Source organism: Francisella frigiditurris (genome assembly GCF_001880225.1).
Classification (GTDB): Bacteria; Pseudomonadota; Gammaproteobacteria; order Francisellales; family Francisellaceae; genus Francisella; species Francisella frigiditurris.
The window spans coordinates 1,244,184-1,262,090 of record NZ_CP009654.1; the positions used below are offsets into that span (position 1 = coordinate 1,244,184).

Consider the following 17,907-nt stretch of genomic DNA (forward strand, 5'->3'; position numbering starts at 1 on the left):
GAATATTCTAATCAAAAATGTTAATATCTTTTTCATTAATTATTGTTTAATGATCTAATAAAAAAGGTTCATATAGACTATGTTTACAAGCTTATCAGAAAGATTACAAGACTCGTTTAAAAAAATAAAAGGTCAAACTTCACTGACAGAAGAAAATATTAGCTCAGCTTTAAGAGATATCAGAATGTCTCTTTTAGAAGCAGATGTTGCTTTACCTGTAGTAAAAAAATTCATAGAAAGTCTTAAGGAAAAAGCAATTGGTGAAGAAGTTAGAAAAAGTTTAACTCCTGACCAAACATTTATTTCTTTTGTAAAAAAAGAAATTGAAAGAGCTTTAGGAGAAGAGTCTTCACCATTAAATTTAAAAACGCAACCTCCAGCAGTTATTCTTATGGCAGGTTTGCAAGGTGCTGGTAAAACCACATCGACAGCAAAACTAGCTAAATATTTAAGAGACAAAGAAAAGAAAAAGGTGATGGTTGTCAGTGCTGATATTTATCGCCCTGCTGCTATTGATCAGTTAAGAACTTTGGCTAATGATTTAGGTATAGATTTTTTTGACTCTAATGTGACTCAGAGACCTGAGTATATTGTTACAGAAGCTATAAAATCAGCAAAAAGTAAATTAATAGATGTACTTATTGTTGATACAGCTGGTCGATTACATATTGATGAAAATATGATGGATGAGATTAAGCAACTTCACAAAATTGCTAATCCAATAGAAACACTTTTCACTGTAGATAGTATGACTGGTCAAGATGCTGCTGTAACAGCAAAAGCATTCAATGATGCTCTAGAGCTTACTGGTGTTATTTTGACGAAGACTGATGGTGATGCTAGAGGTGGTGCCGCATTATCTATTAGAGAAATAACAGGTAAGCCTATAAAATTTTTAGGAACTGGTGAAAAAACTGAAGCTTTAGAACCTTTCCATCCAGAAAGAGTCGCTTCTAGAATTCTTGGAATGGGTGATGTATTAAGCCTTATAGAAAGTATAGAAGAGAAGACTGAAAAAGAAGCTGCTCAAAAATTAACTAAGAAATTAAAAAGCGGCAAAAATTTTGACCTTGAAGACTTTAAAAATCAAATATCTCAAATGAAAAATATGGGTGGTGTTGGCTCTATAATGGCTAAACTACCAAATATGCCTAACTTACCAGGTAATATTGGCGATGATATGTTTAAAAAAATTGAGGCTATGATAGACTCTATGACACCATATGAGAGAAGAAATCCTGATCTTATTAAGAATAGTAGAAAACAAAGAATCGTAGCTGGTTCAGGCACTACTGTTCAAGATTTGAATAAACTTCTTAAACAACACTCTCAAATGAAAAAAATGATGAAGAGTGTTATAGGTAAAAAAGGCGGAATGGCAAATATGATGAAACGCATGTCTGCTATGCAGGGTATGGGTAATATGCCTGGTTTGTTTGGTAGAAAATAAGTAATAACTATAGGAATATCAGAATCAATGATAGGTGATAAAAATTTTGATAAAGTTTCGAATATAAATATAAAAAAGGAAAAAGTATTGATTCCTGCAGAAGTTCTAATTCAAGAAATACCTCTATTAAAAACTTCTTTTGAAACAGTTAGAAAATCTCGTAAAGAAATAGCTGAAGTTATTCATGGTAAAGATGATCGAGTAGTTGTTGTAGTTGGACCATGTTCTATTCACGATACAGATGCAGCTATTGAATATGCAACTAAATTAAAAAAAGAAGTTAAAAAATTCCATAAAGAAATTGTGATTGTTATGAGAGTATATTTTGAAAAACCTCGTACAACAATTGGTTGGAAAGGATTTGTAAATGATCCAGATCTTAATAATTCATACAATATAAATAAAGGATTACGTCTTGCTCGTTCTCTTCTTTCTGAAATTACCAGTATGGGACTACCTTGTGCTACAGAGTTCTTAGATGTAATTACTCCACAATATTTCGCTGAATTAATTTCTTGGGGCGCCATTGGTGCTAGAACTGTTGAAAGCCAAGTACATAGAGAGCTTGCTTCTGGTTTATCTGCTCCTATAGGTTTTAAAAATGCTACTAATGGAGATATTCAAGTAGCTGTTGATGCTGTTAAATCTGCAACTTACCCTCATCACTTCTTAAGCACTACAAAATCAGGCTCTACTGCTATATTTGAAACAAAAGGTAACCAGAATGGACATATAATCCTTCGTGGAGGAGCTACTGGACCTAACTTTAGTAAAGAGTATGTTGATGAGTGTGTTGCTAAATTAAAGAAAGCTGATATAGATACTAAAATCATGATTGACTGTAGTCATGGAAATAGTAGAAAAGACCATAAAAAACAGAAAGATGTTTTAGCTGATATTTGTAAGCAAATTGAAAATGGTAGAGATGTTTTTGGTATTATGATAGAAAGTAACTTAGTTGCTGGTAACCAAGACATTAATAAAAAACCTTTAGAATACGGAAAAAGCGTAACTGATGCATGCGTAAACTTTGATGAAACTCTAGAAATGCTGCAAATGCTTTCTGATGCTGTTAAAGCTAGGAGATCTAATAAGTAGTGAAAAAAGATAAAATCTTTTTTCTTCCAAGTTTCTTTATTTATCAATTAGCTTTAGCTGATTACTCTCATATAGAACTATTTCCTTATCAATATTCAACCTATACTATCAGGGGAAAGATAAGGAGATAAATGAGCATTTTTCAAATATAGCATATGGTACTATGAATATTGCTAGTAATGCGGATTTGGTATCTAGTCGGAATACGTTAGTAAATAGACAGTATAAATTTAAAAACTTATCATAATCTCTTATTATAAAAGATTTACAGCCTCTTCAAGTTAAACTAATAAATTCTTTAAAACATATGTAGATATTTCTATATCTTTCCCTAATAGAAATAACCTATCCAGTTTTAAATTATTATCTAATTCTCTATGTATTAAATGAATAATATCGTTATTATTTTTTATTTCTGTTATAAAGATATTAAGATAGTTAGATAAAATTATTAAAAACTGAGAACTAAAATTTAAATTCCTAATAAACTCAGATAAAAAATCATTTATTGTTACATAGCATATATATGCACTGTCTTCAGATAAATTTGTTATCATGTTTTGTAAATTGATTATACTTTCGTAATCTTTATCTTGTGCGGAACTTATAGATAAAAAGTCTCCCAAGCTTAAACGGATAGCTGTTAATATACTCGATATCATCGTGTAGTATATATCATTATTCTTTAAAGCAGATGTTATATCTAGAACTGACTTTCTATTTATATGGAACCTTGCAGGTATATTTTTCTTAGATTTAAATAACCTTACTAAATAATTAGATTTTTCATTATATCTATTAAGTACTCTCTTCGAATAACCATTTGGTTTAATTAAAAGCTTAGTATCCATATATTCAGCATAAGTTGTTTGATTGATATAGTCACGATATTTCGAACTAATCCCTATTAAATTCTTAGGGAAATATAAATGATTTCCAAATGATCCGATCATATTAAATAAGATTTCTAGGTAACAATTTTTTATAAATACAGCTTCATCTGCATAAGCTAACTCAAACATTATCGTCATGTATCTTCCATTCTGCAAGACACACGATCCTTTATAAATATATATTTCAAACTTTATACCATCAGATACACTTATATAATTAGGCTTAATAACCTGATCTATACTTTTCGACAAAGCGATCCATATATTTTTATCATCATTTAAGTCAGGTATCTCAGATGATATTTGTAACTTTGTTGAACTATTTGATAAAACTTGAGATGTATTATTTATTTTAATGTCATTAATACTGCTCACTTCAAGGTATTGAGGTAAATTAGTATATTTAGCATACTTTTTCAATTGCCCCTTATCGAACAGAATATTTATTATGTTAAATTTATTTCCAAATAAATCATTATCAATATTTAGTTCTATACTCCGATTATGATAAATACTATTCAATGCTATATTCAATTTTAATGAAACTTGTAATTCAAATGTATATCCTTCTTTATCAATATAGCTTGATGTATTAATTTCAGAGAAATCGTAATATTCTTTATATAATCCTTTACATATATGATTATTTGTATCTATATATATTCCTGCCATCCATGAACAAACATCATCATTTAACCAAAACCATCTTTTCTCGTATCCTTCATTTGTCTTGACATATCCAAGAATTATGGGAGTAGGTCCTTTGTAAAATATACATAAATCTTGTAAAAGATAAAAATTATATATAGATTCATTAATATTTAAGAGATTATCTTTTGAATTATATTTATTAAATAAGAATATTAATTGATTTTTGTATTTATTATAGTTTTCACTATTAACTGTAATCATTTTAGATACAATACCTTTTCAGCATTTTCTCTCAGAGTACCATCCGGAGCCACGTATCTATATAGTGTTGGTCTTGTAATACTAAGCTTTTTACATAGTTCACTAACCACTGTTTCTTTTTTACTCATAGAAGCCTGAGCCAATCTAATTTGTGATTTAGTTAATGTATGTTTTCTACCACCTTTCTTGCCTCTAGCTCTAGCAGATTCCAAACCAGCTTTTGTTCTTTCAATAATCAAGTCTCGTTCAAACTCTGCTAATACAGCAAAGAATCCAAAAAACATTTTACCAGTTGGTGTTGTTGTATCTATATTAGCACCTTTTCCACTTAGTATTTTTAGACCAATATCTTTATCTGAGAGCTTTTGAACTAAATTCACTAAATCATGTAGGCTTCTTCCTAATCTACCAAGCTTCCATATAATTAAAGTATCATGTTTTCTTAATGCTTTTATGCAAGCATCTAAACCTTGTCGTTCAGCTTTTCTACCTGAGCAGTAATCAGAATAGATATTATCACAACTAACACCTGCTTCTATCAAAGCCTCTTTTTGTAAGTCTATACTTTGTGATCCATCAGACTTAGAAACTCTCGTATAACCTATTAACATATTTCTGTTTCACAAACGACCGTTTATTTAACACTATAGAAATTTGCTCTAAAGATATATTTCTATGTATCATGTAATTTATGTTATACAAATATATATATATTTTATATAAATTTACACTAGGAATTTATATATCCACTATTGAAAGAACTACATACCCTAGATATTCAAATAAAATAAAGATTAAACAAGAAGAGTTGGATGAGTTTTATAGCCTAACCTTTGATGATATTAAGCTAATAAATAAACATACAAGAAAAGAGCAGACAAAGCTAAATTTAGCAATTCAATTAAAGACATTTCAAAGTCTGGTTCTATCGCAAACTGACTGCGTCATAGTATAGTATAATTGTTATCACAAAATACTCTCTCACTTTTTAAAATGTTAGATTTTACTGGAAGGCATTTCGCTAAATTAATAATACTGCAAGCATTGCGTTGGTACTTATCATATCCACTTAGTTATAGACATGTAGAGGAGATGATGAAAGAGCGAGGAGTTAATGTTGATCATAGTACTATCAACCGCTGGGTTATAAAGTATGTAAGAGAGTTAGAGGATGTCTTTAGTAACTCTTTTCGCAAATATGACAGCTATGTAAGTTGGATGAGACATATCTTAGATATAAAGGATTTATATAGAGCTATAGATATACATGGTGACACCTTGGAGTTTATGCTATCTGATAAAAGAGATGAGAAAGCAGCACGTAAATTCTTTAAGAAAACCATTGGTAAGCATGGCTTGCCTGAGAAAGTTAATGTAGATAAATCTGGAGCTAATGAAGCAGCTTTATTGACTATCAATATCTTTTTGTTTTTATTGGGCATTTGGTATACACACGGTATAGAGATTAGGCAAAATAAGCTTTTGAATAATTTGATAGAGCAAGATCATAGGAATATTAAACGATTGACACGACCCATTTTAGGTTTTAAAGTATGGGATTCTATGGAATCTACTATAGCAGATTACGAGATGGTTAATATGATTAAAAAAGGTCAGCACATTAATGCTGGAACTATGACTGTATGGGATCAATTTTATGCTATAGCAGCATAATTGTATCTAGAGGGTAACCATTTTAAGAAAACTGTAACTATTCTAGCAGTTTGCGACAGAACCTAAAACAAGGGATAAAAAGATGTATTTTAAAGCCTATACTGTCTATTTAGATTTAGGCATGCAAGTAAATAATAGTACTGAAGTTGGTATTGGGTCTACTGGACTTGGATTTAAAGTTAATTTTTAACTTACTCAAAAATTTCTTCTTTCCAGTGCTTTCTACAGACAGATATATATTTTGTATTTATTTCTTTTAAAGAATCATCATCAACAACTATAGCATTTCCTGATTTAATAACCTCTTTACCTTTTATCATCATATTAAAGCTAGCTTTTCTACCACAATGGCAAATAGTTTTTACTTCTTCTAATGTATCAGCTATAGCTAATAACAAAGAAGCAGTTTCAAATGGTTGTCCTATATAGTTAGTTCTTAAGCCATAACAGATCACTGGAATATTGAGATAATCTACAATATCTGAAAGTTCCCAAATTTGCTTAGGTGTAAAGAAATGAATTTCATCAATTAGAATACAATCTATATTTTTCTTTTGATTATATTCTTTTATAAAATTAAATATATTATCTTGATCAGTTAATGAATATGCATCTTGATCAATACCTATTCTAGACTTTACTTTATTCTTACCAGCTCTTTTATCTATAGCAGAAGTTAGGACTAAAGGATGCTTGCCTCTATCTTCATAATTGTAAGCAACTTTTAATAAATCTAAAGTTTTACCAGCGTCCATTGATGAGTATCTAAAATATAACTTTGCCATTTTGTTTTCTTCTTATAGTGATTGTTTTGAAATCTCATTTTTTATTCCACCTTGATCAGCTAATGTATAATCAGAAGTTGATTCATGTATGCTTCCTTGATCAGCTAGTGTATAGTCATTCATAGTTATTGTCCTAGAATCACCAGGATTATGATACCATTGTATTCCTGTAACATTAGTTAAATCTAGTCCATAAATATTGGGAATAATACTCAAAAAAACAATAATAGTATTTATTATTTTCTTTAATAACATTTTGAGTCCTCTATTATAATATTAAGGAGAATTAAAAAAATTAATTATTTTCTGTTTTTTATACTCATCTTCCATATTCACAAAAAAAACATTATCTTTCCAGTTTCTAAGCCACGTTAATTGTCTTTTTGCTAGTTGTCTAGTAGCAGCTATACCTTTATTAATAAACTCCTCATAAGTCAGCTTATTATCCAAATAATCCCATGCCTGCCTATAACCAACACTTCTAATAGCTGTACTTTCATTAGTTAATAGAGGATTTGCTTTTAAACTTCTCACTTCATCTAGAAAATTATCGTTTAACATATTGTTAAACCTTTCCTCAATATTTCTATGAAGTACTGCTCTATCTTTAGGTATTATAGCACACAATTTTAACTCTTCTTCTAAGGCTCCTTGTCTACTATTTTTTACAAGTTCTGAATATTTTTTTCCTGAAATCTTAATTACTTCTAATGCCCTAAATATTCTTTGTTGATCATTAGGATTTATTTTTTCTGCAGCATTCGTATCTTTTTCTTTTAATTCTTTATATAAATAGCTAAGCCCATATTTATTTTTATATTCTTCTAATGATCTTCTTATAACAGGATCGCTTTCTGGTAAGTTTGAGAGTCCATCTATAAGACTCCTAAAATACAACATTGTTCCACCAACTAATAGAACATTTTTATCTCTACTATGAATATCATTTTTAAGTAAATTTACATTTGATATAAAATCTGCAACAGAAAAGTTTTGCCAAGGTTCAATAATATCTATTAGATGATGCTTTACTCCTTCTCTCTCGTCTAAAGATGGTTTTGCAGTGCCAATATCCATTCTTTTATAAACTAAAGAAGAATCAACACTTATAATTTCAGCATTTATTTTTTTTGCGATAGATATTGATAAAGAAGTTTTTCCAGAAGCTGTAGGACCAGCTATTCCATAGATTAAATTACTCATTTAAGTATTTATAATTTATTTTTATAGGAATATCATTTCTTAAAATATCAAGGTAATAATTTTGTTCAGCTTCATTATAGGTATTTATTACATTAATCGGAACAATTTTCTTTGAGTTATTTACAGCAGTTTTTGTTACTTTATATATAAAGCAAGATCCATCCTTAGATTCAAATATATGATAACTAGAATTATCATTATCTAAAATAGATTGCTTAAATTCTGATGAAATATTATCACTCTTTGACTCAGTAGTTGTTATTTTAAAATCATATTTTGCATCAGTAGAGTTTTCTAAATTATTAAGTATAGAAGTTGCCTTTTCTTTAGCTAGCTTTTGAGAAGACTCTTTTTTATACATTTTCTCAATATTATCTTTAACTTCTTTAAAATCTTGTTGCTTTGCAGGAGTTATATTCTTTATATAATAAATAATACTTTGTGAGTCTGATAGTGGAAAAGCACCATATTTACTTGGACCATTTATAAAAAATTCAGAACCTGGAACCCCTTCTAATGAAGATTCACTACTATCTATGACAGCTGATGATTTAGGAGCTCCAAATTGAGAATCTAAATCATTAAATTTTTTTGCATCAACATTTTCAATAATAGAATTATATTTATTTAGAGCTTCTCTATTCTGAAGAATTTTCTTGATACTATTTTTAGTATTTTTATCATATGAGCTAAATAAAGTAGGATTGCTATCATAATAAGCTTTAATTTCTTTTTCTGATGGCTCAGTCTTAATAAAGTTATCTTTAGAAATTAAGTAATAATCTATATCTGCTCTTTTAGGAGTTATATAGTTAGCTTTATTTTCTTCAAAGTAATTTTGTAATTCTGAATATGATACTTTAATATCTTTAGCCAAATCTTTTGAATCTACTTTAATATACTTTACTGTCTTAACCTGAGAATATATTTTAGTTAGCTCGCCTTTCTCATAATCTGTAACAAAAGATGTTTCATCTATATTTTTTGGAATAATAGTTGCTTGTATATTTTGAATGATCATTTGTTCTAAATTAGAAATACCTCCAAAATATTTAGCTATAGTTTGAAGTTTCTCATTAGAAAACTGGCCATTATCACCTTTAAATATAGGGTTTGTAAAAATATAAGATTGTAATGTTATTCTTGGTATTTGAATATTTTGATTTTGAGTAGCTGATAAAATCAAATATTGATTAATAATAGAATTAAGGATTATTTCTTTTTGTTCTTTTGGAGTGTCTGGCTGTAGATATTTCTGATATTCAGTTAATGTGATTTTATTATCACCAACTTCAGCAATTGTAGAATTTTTATTGCCAAAGCCACTAAAAAGGAAACTCATCCCTGTCAACACAAAAATTATACTAATAGAAATAACAACAATCCAAGTAAAAGGACCTTTAAATTTATCATTAAAAGACTGTAACATCACTAAATCCTAATATAAAAAAGGCATGCTATAAAACATGCCCTTAAAAGTATTAATAAAATAAAATTTATTTATATTATTATCGTATCAAATTTATTTATTTACGCTATCTTTAAGACCTTTACCAGCTTTGAAGCTAGGAACTTTAGACGCAGGAATTTTAATAGTTTCACCAGTTTTAGGGTTTCTACCTTCTCTTGCACTTCTTTCTTTAACCTGAAAAGTACCAAAGCCAACTAAAGTAACGTTATCTTCTTTTTTTAACGCTTTTGAAATAGAAGCGATTGTCGCATCTAAAACTTTACCAGCAACTTCTTTAGTTACATCAGCTTCTTTAGCTATTGCACTTACTAATTCAGTTTTATTCATTTTAAACTCCTTTTATATAATTTAAATTTTGACACGTATGTCAGTTATCATTTATAGCACTAAAAAAATGCAGTTTCAACAAGTTAACAGCTAAAAAACTCTATTTAATACATCTTTTATATGTTTTACGGGTATTATCTCTAAATTTTCGGTGATTTGCTTATCAATTTCAGAAAGATCTTTAACATTCTGTTTTGGTATCAAAACCTCTTTTATTCCACCTCTTAACGCAGCTAAAAGTTTCTCTTTTAGTCCACCGATAGCAAAAACCTCTCCTCTTAATGTTACCTCTCCTGTCATAGCAATATCATTTCTTACAGGCTTATTTGTAAAAGCAGATAATATTGCTGTAGTCATAGCAATACCTGCACTAGGACCATCTTTAGGAGTTGCGCCTTCAGGAACATGAATGTGTAAGTCTTTTTTCTCATAAAAATCCTCAGAAAGATCATAATCTTGGGCTAATGAGCGAACAACACTCATTGCAGCCTCTATAGACTCCTTCATGACATCACCTAGCATACCCGTATATTTTAACTTTCCTTTGCCAGGGACTGCTAAAGCTTCTATTGTTAAAAGGTCTCCACCAACTTGTGTCCAAGCTAGTCCTGTAACTTGTCCTACTCGAGGTTTTTCATTCTTAACGCCATAGTCATAAGGCTTAACACCTAGATATTCTTCAATATTTTTATTACTAATAGAAATTTTTTTGGCATCTTTGTCTTTTAAAATTTCTTTAACTACTTTTCTACAAAGAGTATTGATTTTTTGCTGTAGATTTCTAACACCTGCTTCTCTTGTATAATATCTAATAATATCTAGAATTGCTGTCGAGGTTATATTAAACTCTTTTTTATTTAGTCCATTATTTTCTAAAGCTCTTGGAACCAAGTATTGTTTTGCAATGGCACTTTTTTCAAGTTCTGTATATCCAGAAAGATTTATTATCTCCATCCTATCTTTTAATGCAGGATCTATATTTAATGAATTTGCTGTAGCAACAAACATTACTTTTGATAAATCATAATCAATTTCTAAATAGTGATCGCTGAAAGAGTTATTTTGCTCAGGATCTAGCACCTCTAATAATGCTGCAGATGGGTCTCCTCTGAAGTCAGAAGAAATTTTATCTATTTCATCTAATAGAAATAAAGGGTTTTCTGTTTTTGCTTTTATAATTTTTTGTATAATTTGTCCTGGCATAGAACCGATATAAGTCCTTCTATGTCCTCTTATTTCTGATTCATCTCTAACACCACCAAGAGCCATTCTTACATACTCTCTACCTGTAGCTCTAGCTATAGATTGCCCTATAGAAGTTTTACCAACCCCTGGAGGACCTACTAAGCAAAGAATCGGAGACTTAGTATTGCTATCTCTTTTAATCTGTACTGCTAAATGTTCAAGAATTCTCTCTTTAACTTTTTTAATACCATAATGATCTTGATCTAATATTTTCTCTGCTAATTCAATGTCTTTCTTAACTTTAGTTCTTTTATTCCATGGTAGCGATAATATAGTCTCAATATAGTTTCTTGAAACAGCAGACTCTGAAGATGAAGGAGGCATTGCTTTAAGCTTTTTAAGTTCTTTTAAACACTTTTCCTTTGCCTCTTCAGACATTTTTGTTTTTTCTATTCTTTTTTGGAGGGCAGAAGTTTCAGATTCTTCATCTACCTCGCCCAATTCTTTATATATAGCTTTTACTTGCTCATTTAAATAGTATTCACGTTGATTCTTATCAACTTGCAATTTAACTCGATCTTTAATTTTAGCTTCTAGTTCAAGTATTTCAATTTCTTCTTCTAAACAAGTTAATAGTATTAAAGCTTTATTTTTTATATCACTAGCTTCTAAAATTTTCTGCTTTTTAACTATGTCTGAATTTAGTATTGAAGCTATTTCATAAACAAATTTATCAGGATTTTCTGTCGATATTAAAGTAGCTAAAGTCTCCTTAGAAACTTTATTTCCTAAGTCTACAAATACTTTTAGTGATTCTGAAATTGATAATAAAATTGCTTTTAATTCCTTATCTAATCCACTAACAGGAAAATTTTCACTTATATCTATAGTATCTAAATTTGCATAAATACAATCATTATCATCTACATATTTTGCAACTAGCTTCTTTGTAGTTCCTTCGACTATAATTTTTAAACTACCATCTGGTAATTTCATTATTTGTATAATCTTAGCCAAAGTTGCAATATCATAAAGATTATCAATTGAATCTCCAGTTCGAGAACCCTCTTTTTGAGTTGCTAATAAAATATAATTTTCATATTTATTAGTAGATTCTTTAACTGCTTGAATTGATTTTTTTCTTCCAACATTTAAAGGAATAGTCATCGTTGGATAGATAACTACATCTCTTAGAGGAATGACAGGTACGACGTTTAATGTGTCTGACATAGGCTATTATAATACTCCTATATAATTAGATTACATCTTTAAATTTTTTTGTTTCGCCATCAGTAGTAACTAATTCTGGCTCGCTTATTTCTTTTATAGTATTTTCAGTAATTATGACTTTTTTAATATTTTTTGTAGAAGGTGTATGGAACATTATTTCTAATAAAACATTTTCCAATATCGTTCTAAGTCCTCTAGCTCCAGTCTTTCTTACTAAAGCCTTTTTAGCTATCTCTACCAATGCCTCATGAGAAAACTCTATTTCAATATTGTCCAATTTGAAAAGCTTAGTATATTGCTTTATCAAAGCATTTTTTGGCTCAGTCAATATTCTTATTAAATCTTCTTCTTTAAGTTCATTTAAAACGCTTATGATTGGTAATCTACCTATAAGCTCAGGAATAAGTCCAAACTTAGTTAAATCCTCACTCTCAATCTTTTGAAGAAGTCTATCTGTATCAAGATTAGTTTTTTGTTGAACAATATCAGCATTAAAACCTATGCTGACTTTATCCATTCTATGCTTAATAACTTTTTCTATGCCCGCAAAAGCACCGCCACAAATAAATAAGATATTAGATGTATCAACCTGAACCATATCTTGATTAGGATGTTTTCTACCGCCTTTAGGTGGAACTGATGAAACAGTACCTTCTATAAGTTTCAAAAGAGCTTGTTGAACCCCTTCTCCTGATACATCTCTAGTTATTGAAGAACTTTCAGATTTTCTAGCTATTTTATCTATTTCATCAATATATATAATACCCTTCTGTGCTTTTTCTACATCAAAATCAGCATTTTGTAAAAGTTTAACAATTACATTTTCTACATCTTCCCCAACATAGCCTGCTTCTGTAAGAGTAGTTGCATCGGCAATGGCAAATGGAACATTTAACAATTTAGCTAATGTTTGAGCAAACAAAGTTTTACCAGACCCAGTAGGACCCATTAAAAGAACATTACTTTTTTTAAGCTCCGTATCATCTTCATCAGTAGGTTTATTTGTTATTCTCTTATAATGATTATAAACAGCTACTGCCAGAATCTTTTTAGCATTCTCTTGACCAATAATATAATCATCAAGATATTTTTTTATTTCTACAGGTTTTGGTAGATTTTCAAAAGAAATATCACTTGCTAAATCACTCGAATTAAGTGATCCGCTATTAATTTTAGTTGAACACTTTTCAACGCATTCATTACAGATATTTCCATCTTTACCAGCAATGATATTCTTTACTTCATGCTGACTCTTTCCACAAAAGGAACAATATAAAATTTTTGACATAATATCTTCAAAAAACCTTATTTAAAAATTTATATTAAACAATTATAGAGTCTCTAGATTCTATAACATGGTCAATTAGGCCATAAGCTTGTGCTTCTTCAGCCATCATAAACTTATCTCTATCAGTATCTTTAACTATAGTTTCATAATCTTGACCAGTATGCTTAGCTAATACTTTATTTAGTCTTTCTTTAATTCTAATAATATTATTAGCATGAATTTCTATATCAGATGCTTGTCCTTTGAAACCACCTAAGGGCTGATGAATCATTATTTGTGAACTTGGAAGGCTATATCTTTTGCCTTTAGCCCCAGCAGTTAATAATAAAGATCCCATACTAGCAGCAAGACCTATACATATAGTAGATACATCAGGCTTTATAAATTGCATGGTATCATATACGCCCATACCAGCAGTTACTGCACCACCGGGTGAATTTATATAGAAATAGATGTCTTTATCAGGATCTTCAGATTCTAAAAATAAAAGTTGAGCTATAACTAAATTTGCAGATTGATCATTAACCTCACCATTTAAAAAAACTATTCTTTCTTTTAATAGTCTAGAATAAATGTCATATGATCTTTCACCTGCTGCACTTTTTTCTACAACCATAGGTACTAAATTATTATTAATCATTATAAGCCTCAATTTAAAAGTGATTCTTTAAGGTTTTCACTATCATATTTTATAGTGATTTTAGAAATTTCTATCAGATATTAAAATTGTCCCATTTGAGAAGCTTGCATATTAGCTCTTATAATCTCAAAGAAATCTTCTTTTTTCTCTGTAACTTGAGCTTGCTCTAAAACCCAGTCAGTCAATTTATTTTCAACCACAAGAGCTTTTAGATTATTTATTTCTCGTGGATTCTTTTTAATTTCTGCTTTTGTTTTTTCAGGTTCTTCATAAGCTTTTACCATTTCAGATAATAAAGCATCTACAGACTCATCATCTGCTTCAAAATTGTGAACTTTAAGAAGATTATCTAAAATCAGGCTAGTTTCTACACGCTGTTTAGCATTTTTTTCAAATAGATTATCTGGCAGTTGATCTACGTTAAACCCACTTTTTTCACCGCCCATACTTTTAATAAGATTTTGCTTAGCGGCATCAATTTCTCTTTTGATAAGAGCATTTGGTACATTAAACTCAGTTATTTCTCTTAAACCTTCAAAAAGCTGTTCTTTAACTTTCTTCTGAATTATAAATTTAAGTTCTCTTTCCATGTTTTCTTTAATCTCAGCTGAAAAAGTATCTACACTACCTTTAACTCCAAATTTAGCAACAAACTCTTCATCAACAGCAGGAAGCTCAGCTTCTTCTATCTTTTTAACTACTATATCAAATTGAGATTCTTTACCAGCTAATTCTTTATTTTGGTATTCTGTTGGGAAAGTTACAGTTATAGTTCTTTCTTCATCTTTTCTCATACCAATAATACCTTCTTCAAATCCTGGAATCATTTGGTTTGAACCTATAACTACCTGAGAAGCATCAGCAGATCCACCTTCGAAAACTTCACCATCTATTTTACCAACGAAATCTATAGTTACTTTGTCATCTTTTTGAACTTCTCTATCAACTTCATTCCAAGTAGCATATTGTTTTCTAAGATTGTCAATCATCTTTTCAACTTCAGCATCACCTAAATCAACGACAGGTTTTTCAATCTTAATTTTGTCAAACCCAGTTACTTCAAATTCTGGAAATAGTTCTATATTTGCAACAAATTTTAAAGGTTCACCTTCTTTATTTTCTTTCAAATCAACCTCTATACCTGCTACTTCTAATTTTTCATCTTGAATAGCCTTTGTATACTTTTTAGGTATAAGATCAGAAATGATTTCAAAGCGAATTTGCTCACCGTATTTTTTCTTAACAAGATTCGCTGGAACTTTTCCAGGTCTAAAACCATCCATTTTTATAGTTTTAGCCGTTTGGTTAATTCTTTTTGAAACCGCTGAATCAATTTCATTTGCAGGGACTTCTATTAATAAAGAACAATTAATACCTTCTTTCTTTTCAACTGTTACTTGCATTACTTATTTCCTATTTTAATTTTCTATTTAACAATTTTCTAATAGCAAATTTTAACTGTACTAGTGTAGATTGTCTACAGGTTTGTCCCATAATATATGACAATAAAATACTTTTATTGTACACTTCTGCATACATTGATATTTTAAGTTATTAATATATGGTAGCTATAACAATCACACTATGCTTACTAATAAGCCCTTTTGTATTGGCTTTTGCACACTCTGCTATTATTTTTAATAAACATAAAGCTTCACTCTATGCTAATTATTTTATAGTGTTTAATGTAAGCTATTATACTTTTATAAATAGTTTAGCTTATTTAGTATATGGAGATGGCATCAGTAAATTTCAAGGATGGATTTATTCACCAGCTATTTTTCAAATAGGTATCTTCCAATTATCTATATTTATTTATTCATTAATAGTTTTATTTAAAGATTCTAAATTTAAATCTGGAATGTTATTATTTTTCTCAATATATACAGTTTTAAATTCTTTTAGTCTTTTCACAGGAAATGTATCTGAACCGCACATTGTTCTATGGATGTTTATTTTAGGCCTAATAACAGCCTTTATTAGTTTCGTTTTTTATAGAATTTTAAAAAATTAATTTTGATTTTTTTGTAACTTAATCCAGTTTATATATCCATAAATTGAATTTAATAAGTAGATTAACCACATAGCTAAGAATGCTATTCCTCCAGAATCTGTGCCTGTATAATATTGCTGTATCCAAATTATTGTAGAAAGAACATTTATAATGATCCATAAAATCCATTGCTCAACATAAGCTTTTACCATTAAAAATATAGCTATAACTGAAATAACTCCAGTTAGAGAATCTGCTACTAAACCAATTTCTTGATGAAAAAAACCTTTCAAGATAAATATTCCATATAAAAAGGCAGATATTATGACACTAATTAACAATATGATTTGCTGTTTAAGACTTAAAGATTTTGTAACTATAGTAGAGTTTGTGTCTGTACTTTCTGGTTTAGTCCAACAATATAGACCATAGAACTGCATTGGAAAAAAGAAAAATATAAATAAGATAGCTTGTCCATATATTCCTTCTAATAAACAAAAATATGCGTAAGTTAAGTTATATATAAATGCAAAGAAATAATTTAAGATTTTTCCTTTAGCTATTAATACTAGGTTTAGCATACCTGTTACTGTAGCAACTAATGTCAAAGTTAGATATTTATCCGCTGTTATGAAGCTAATACAAGCTAATATAGTGGTTGATAGAAATAACCAAGCTATTTCATAAATATTCCAATCATTAAATATATCTTTGAGCTTAGTTTTTTTTAAATTTTTAAGATAGTTAAAAACTTGTGAAAAGAAGTTTGAAATAGCAGTTTGCATACTTTTCCTTATTTAATATGGCTAGCTATATCCATAGCACCAAAAATTCCAGCATTATCTCCTAAAGTTGCTAACTTAAATTCACAGTTTTCTAAAATTGGACTAAGAGCATATTTAGAACATGAGTTTTTGATTACTGAAATATATCTTTCTCCCACTGCTTCCATAACACCGCCACCAAATATTACTAAAGAAGGATTTAAAATATTCAAATAATTAGCCACACCAACCCCTAATGCCTTCATAGCACCTTCAATAATTTCTATAGCAATCTTGTCTTTAGATTGAAGAGCTTTTTTAATAAAGCTACTCTTTAACTTACCTTCATTTTCTATTACAAGTGAAATTAATGTACTTTTTATTCCTTTTTTATAAAGTGCTTTAATTCTTTTTTCTATCCCAACTTTTGCAGAATATACTTCTACGCAGCCTTGAGAGCCACAACCTTCACAATATGCACCATTACTGGCAATAGTTGTATGACCTATTTCAGCAGCCAAACCATTAGCACCTGAATAAAGTTGATTATTTATAATTAATCCACCGCCTATTCCAGTACCCACAAAAATGCCAACTATATCACCATATCCAATACCAGCACCATATTTCCACTCGCCAACAATACCAACATTAACATCGTTTTCTATGAATGCTGGGACTTTATATCTATCTTCTACAACTTGCTTAAGATTAATATTTACAATATTTATATTAGCAGAATGTTTGATTAAGCCAGTTTTTGTATCAACAAGTCCAGCAACACCTACACCAATGGATAAAAGCTTAGAATCATTACTAACATCATCTTTAAGTTTGTCTATTACTTTAAATAGTTGATCAATAACAATTTGTGTATCTTCTTTTGCTTTTGATTTTACTTTTGCTGTGGAAATCAATTTTTTATTACTATCAAATAGTCCAGCAGTCATATTACTACCGCCAATATCTACACCTATATACATACTATGACTCC

Annotated in this window: 18 protein-coding genes; 5 read left to right on the plus strand and 13 right to left on the minus strand. The window is 29.3% G+C overall.

Going from position 1 to position 17,907, the window contains the following annotated elements:
* Positions 1-79 precede the first annotated feature (79 nt).
* Together ffh and KX01_RS06195 are read left to right on the plus strand one after the other, a co-directional pair.
* Positions 80-1,450 (plus strand): signal recognition particle protein, encoded by a 1,371-nt coding sequence (gene ffh, locus KX01_RS06190; RefSeq protein ID WP_071664157.1) that lies wholly within the window; start codon positions 80-82, stop codon positions 1,448-1,450.
* Between the two features lie 27 nt (positions 1,451-1,477).
* On the plus strand, positions 1,478-2,548 hold the full coding sequence (locus tag KX01_RS06195) for a 3-deoxy-7-phosphoheptulonate synthase (RefSeq protein ID WP_071664158.1): 1,071 nt from the start codon (positions 1,478-1,480) through the stop codon (positions 2,546-2,548).
* A 281-nt stretch (positions 2,549-2,829) separates the two neighbouring features.
* Here the strand turns inward: KX01_RS06195 and KX01_RS06200 are convergent, their stop codons facing one another.
* Together KX01_RS06200 and KX01_RS06205 are read right to left on the minus strand one after the other, a co-directional pair.
* Complete coding sequence (locus tag KX01_RS06200; RefSeq protein ID WP_071664159.1) at positions 2,830-4,353, minus strand: hypothetical protein; 1,524 nt, start codon at positions 4,351-4,353, stop codon at positions 2,830-2,832.
* Positions 4,350-4,964: a recombinase family protein gene (locus KX01_RS06205; RefSeq protein ID WP_071664160.1), complete on the minus strand. Its 615-nt coding sequence runs from the start codon at positions 4,962-4,964 to the stop codon at positions 4,350-4,352. Before KX01_RS06205 ends, KX01_RS06200 begins: the two co-directional genes overlap by 4 nt.
* Positions 4,965-5,044: 80 nt before the next feature.
* Between KX01_RS06205 and KX01_RS09625 the strand changes: the two genes are divergently transcribed.
* Positions 5,045-5,308, plus strand: coding sequence for a DUF4158 domain-containing protein (locus tag KX01_RS09625; protein ID WP_071664161.1), 264 nt, complete (start codon positions 5,045-5,047; stop codon positions 5,306-5,308).
* A 38-nt stretch (positions 5,309-5,346) separates the two neighbouring features.
* A complete protein-coding gene (locus tag KX01_RS06215; RefSeq protein ID WP_071664162.1) occupies positions 5,347-6,027 on the plus strand; it encodes an IS6 family transposase in 681 nt (226 codons plus the stop codon).
* Positions 6,028-6,218: 191 nt separating this feature from the next.
* On the opposite strand, the gene KX01_RS06220 is transcribed toward KX01_RS06215, so the two are convergent.
* The 9 genes from KX01_RS06220 to tig all read right to left on the minus strand — a co-directional run bounded on the left by KX01_RS06220 (position 6,219) and on the right by tig (position 15,559).
* Positions 6,219-6,812, minus strand: coding sequence for a thymidine kinase (locus KX01_RS06220; RefSeq protein WP_071664163.1), 594 nt, complete (start codon positions 6,810-6,812; stop codon positions 6,219-6,221).
* A gap of 12 nt (positions 6,813-6,824) precedes the next feature.
* Complete coding sequence (locus KX01_RS06225; RefSeq protein WP_071664164.1) at positions 6,825-7,067, minus strand: hypothetical protein; 243 nt, start codon at positions 7,065-7,067, stop codon at positions 6,825-6,827.
* 21 nt (positions 7,068-7,088) lie between these two features.
* Entirely contained in the window at positions 7,089-8,015 is a 927-nt protein-coding gene (miaA, locus tag KX01_RS06230; protein ID WP_071664165.1) for a tRNA (adenosine(37)-N6)-dimethylallyltransferase MiaA, read from the minus strand.
* A complete protein-coding gene (locus KX01_RS06235; RefSeq protein ID WP_071664166.1) occupies positions 8,008-9,444 on the minus strand; it encodes a peptidylprolyl isomerase in 1,437 nt (478 codons plus the stop codon). The genes miaA and KX01_RS06235 overlap by 8 nt, the downstream gene beginning before the upstream one ends.
* A gap of 93 nt (positions 9,445-9,537) precedes the next feature.
* The gene (locus KX01_RS06240) at positions 9,538-9,813 is read right to left on the minus strand and encodes an HU family DNA-binding protein (protein ID WP_071664167.1); all 276 of its coding nucleotides are present in this window, start codon (positions 9,811-9,813) and stop codon (positions 9,538-9,540) included.
* A gap of 90 nt (positions 9,814-9,903) precedes the next feature.
* Positions 9,904-12,228, minus strand: a complete 2,325-nt coding sequence (gene lon, locus KX01_RS06245; protein WP_071664168.1) for an endopeptidase La — start codon at positions 12,226-12,228, stop codon at positions 9,904-9,906.
* A gap of 25 nt (positions 12,229-12,253) precedes the next feature.
* On the minus strand, positions 12,254-13,516 hold the full coding sequence (clpX, locus tag KX01_RS06250; protein WP_071664169.1) for an ATP-dependent Clp protease ATP-binding subunit ClpX: 1,263 nt from the start codon (positions 13,514-13,516) through the stop codon (positions 12,254-12,256).
* A gap of 34 nt (positions 13,517-13,550) precedes the next feature.
* Positions 13,551-14,156, minus strand: a complete 606-nt coding sequence (gene clpP / locus KX01_RS06255) for an ATP-dependent Clp endopeptidase proteolytic subunit ClpP (protein ID WP_071664170.1) — start codon at positions 14,154-14,156, stop codon at positions 13,551-13,553.
* Positions 14,157-14,236: 80 nt separating this feature from the next.
* Positions 14,237-15,559 carry a trigger factor gene (gene tig, locus KX01_RS06260; RefSeq protein ID WP_071664171.1) on the minus strand — a complete coding sequence of 441 codons (1,323 nt, stop codon included), beginning with the start codon at positions 15,557-15,559 and terminating at the stop codon, positions 14,237-14,239.
* Between the two features lie 158 nt (positions 15,560-15,717).
* Here tig and KX01_RS06265 point away from each other — a divergent pair, with 158 nt between their 5' ends.
* Positions 15,718-16,170, plus strand: a complete 453-nt coding sequence (locus tag KX01_RS06265; protein WP_071664172.1) for a DUF6790 family protein — start codon at positions 15,718-15,720, stop codon at positions 16,168-16,170.
* Here KX01_RS06265 and pnuC read toward each other — a convergent pair.
* Positions 16,167-16,934, minus strand: coding sequence for a nicotinamide riboside transporter PnuC (pnuC, locus tag KX01_RS06270; RefSeq protein ID WP_071664173.1), 768 nt, complete (start codon positions 16,932-16,934; stop codon positions 16,167-16,169). The genes KX01_RS06265 and pnuC overlap by 4 nt on opposite strands.
* 8 nt (positions 16,935-16,942) lie before the next feature.
* Positions 16,943-17,896 (minus strand): ROK family protein, encoded by a 954-nt coding sequence (locus tag KX01_RS06275; RefSeq protein WP_071664174.1) that lies wholly within the window; start codon positions 17,894-17,896, stop codon positions 16,943-16,945.
* Positions 17,897-17,907 lie beyond the last annotated feature (11 nt).

Bases quoted from the DNA above. Each gene is read 5' to 3' on its own strand.
- KX01_RS06225 (WP_071664164.1), bottom strand. From the start codon at position 7,067: ATGTTATTAAAGAAAATAATAAATACTATTATTGTTTTTTTGAGTATT.
- KX01_RS06275 (WP_071664174.1), bottom strand. From the start codon at position 17,896: ATGTATATAGGTGTAGATATTGGCGGTAGTAATATGACTGCTGGACTA.
- KX01_RS06195 (WP_071664158.1), top strand. From the start codon at position 1,478: ATGATAGGTGATAAAAATTTTGATAAAGTTTCGAATATAAATATAAAA.
- KX01_RS06220 (WP_071664163.1), bottom strand. From the start codon at position 6,812: ATGGCAAAGTTATATTTTAGATACTCATCAATGGACGCTGGTAAAACT.
- ffh (WP_071664157.1), top strand. From the start codon at position 80: ATGTTTACAAGCTTATCAGAAAGATTACAAGACTCGTTTAAAAAAATA.
- clpX (WP_071664169.1), bottom strand. From the start codon at position 13,516: ATGTCAAAAATTTTATATTGTTCCTTTTGTGGAAAGAGTCAGCATGAA.
- KX01_RS06240 (WP_071664167.1), bottom strand. From the start codon at position 9,813: ATGAATAAAACTGAATTAGTAAGTGCAATAGCTAAAGAAGCTGATGTA.
- tig (WP_071664171.1), bottom strand. From the start codon at position 15,559: ATGCAAGTAACAGTTGAAAAGAAAGAAGGTATTAATTGTTCTTTATTA.
- KX01_RS06265 (WP_071664172.1), top strand. From the start codon at position 15,718: ATGGTAGCTATAACAATCACACTATGCTTACTAATAAGCCCTTTTGTA.
- KX01_RS06200 (WP_071664159.1), bottom strand. From the start codon at position 4,353: ATGATTACAGTTAATAGTGAAAACTATAATAAATACAAAAATCAATTA.
- clpP (WP_071664170.1), bottom strand. From the start codon at position 14,156: ATGATTAATAATAATTTAGTACCTATGGTTGTAGAAAAAAGTGCAGCA.
- lon (WP_071664168.1), bottom strand. From the start codon at position 12,228: ATGTCAGACACATTAAACGTCGTACCTGTCATTCCTCTAAGAGATGTA.
- KX01_RS06215 (WP_071664162.1), top strand. From the start codon at position 5,347: ATGTTAGATTTTACTGGAAGGCATTTCGCTAAATTAATAATACTGCAA.
- KX01_RS09625 (WP_071664161.1), top strand. From the start codon at position 5,045: ATGTTATACAAATATATATATATTTTATATAAATTTACACTAGGAATT.
- KX01_RS06205 (WP_071664160.1), bottom strand. From the start codon at position 4,964: ATGTTAATAGGTTATACGAGAGTTTCTAAGTCTGATGGATCACAAAGT.
- pnuC (WP_071664173.1), bottom strand. From the start codon at position 16,934: ATGCAAACTGCTATTTCAAACTTCTTTTCACAAGTTTTTAACTATCTT.
- KX01_RS06235 (WP_071664166.1), bottom strand. From the start codon at position 9,444: ATGTTACAGTCTTTTAATGATAAATTTAAAGGTCCTTTTACTTGGATT.
- miaA (WP_071664165.1), bottom strand. From the start codon at position 8,015: ATGAGTAATTTAATCTATGGAATAGCTGGTCCTACAGCTTCTGGAAAA.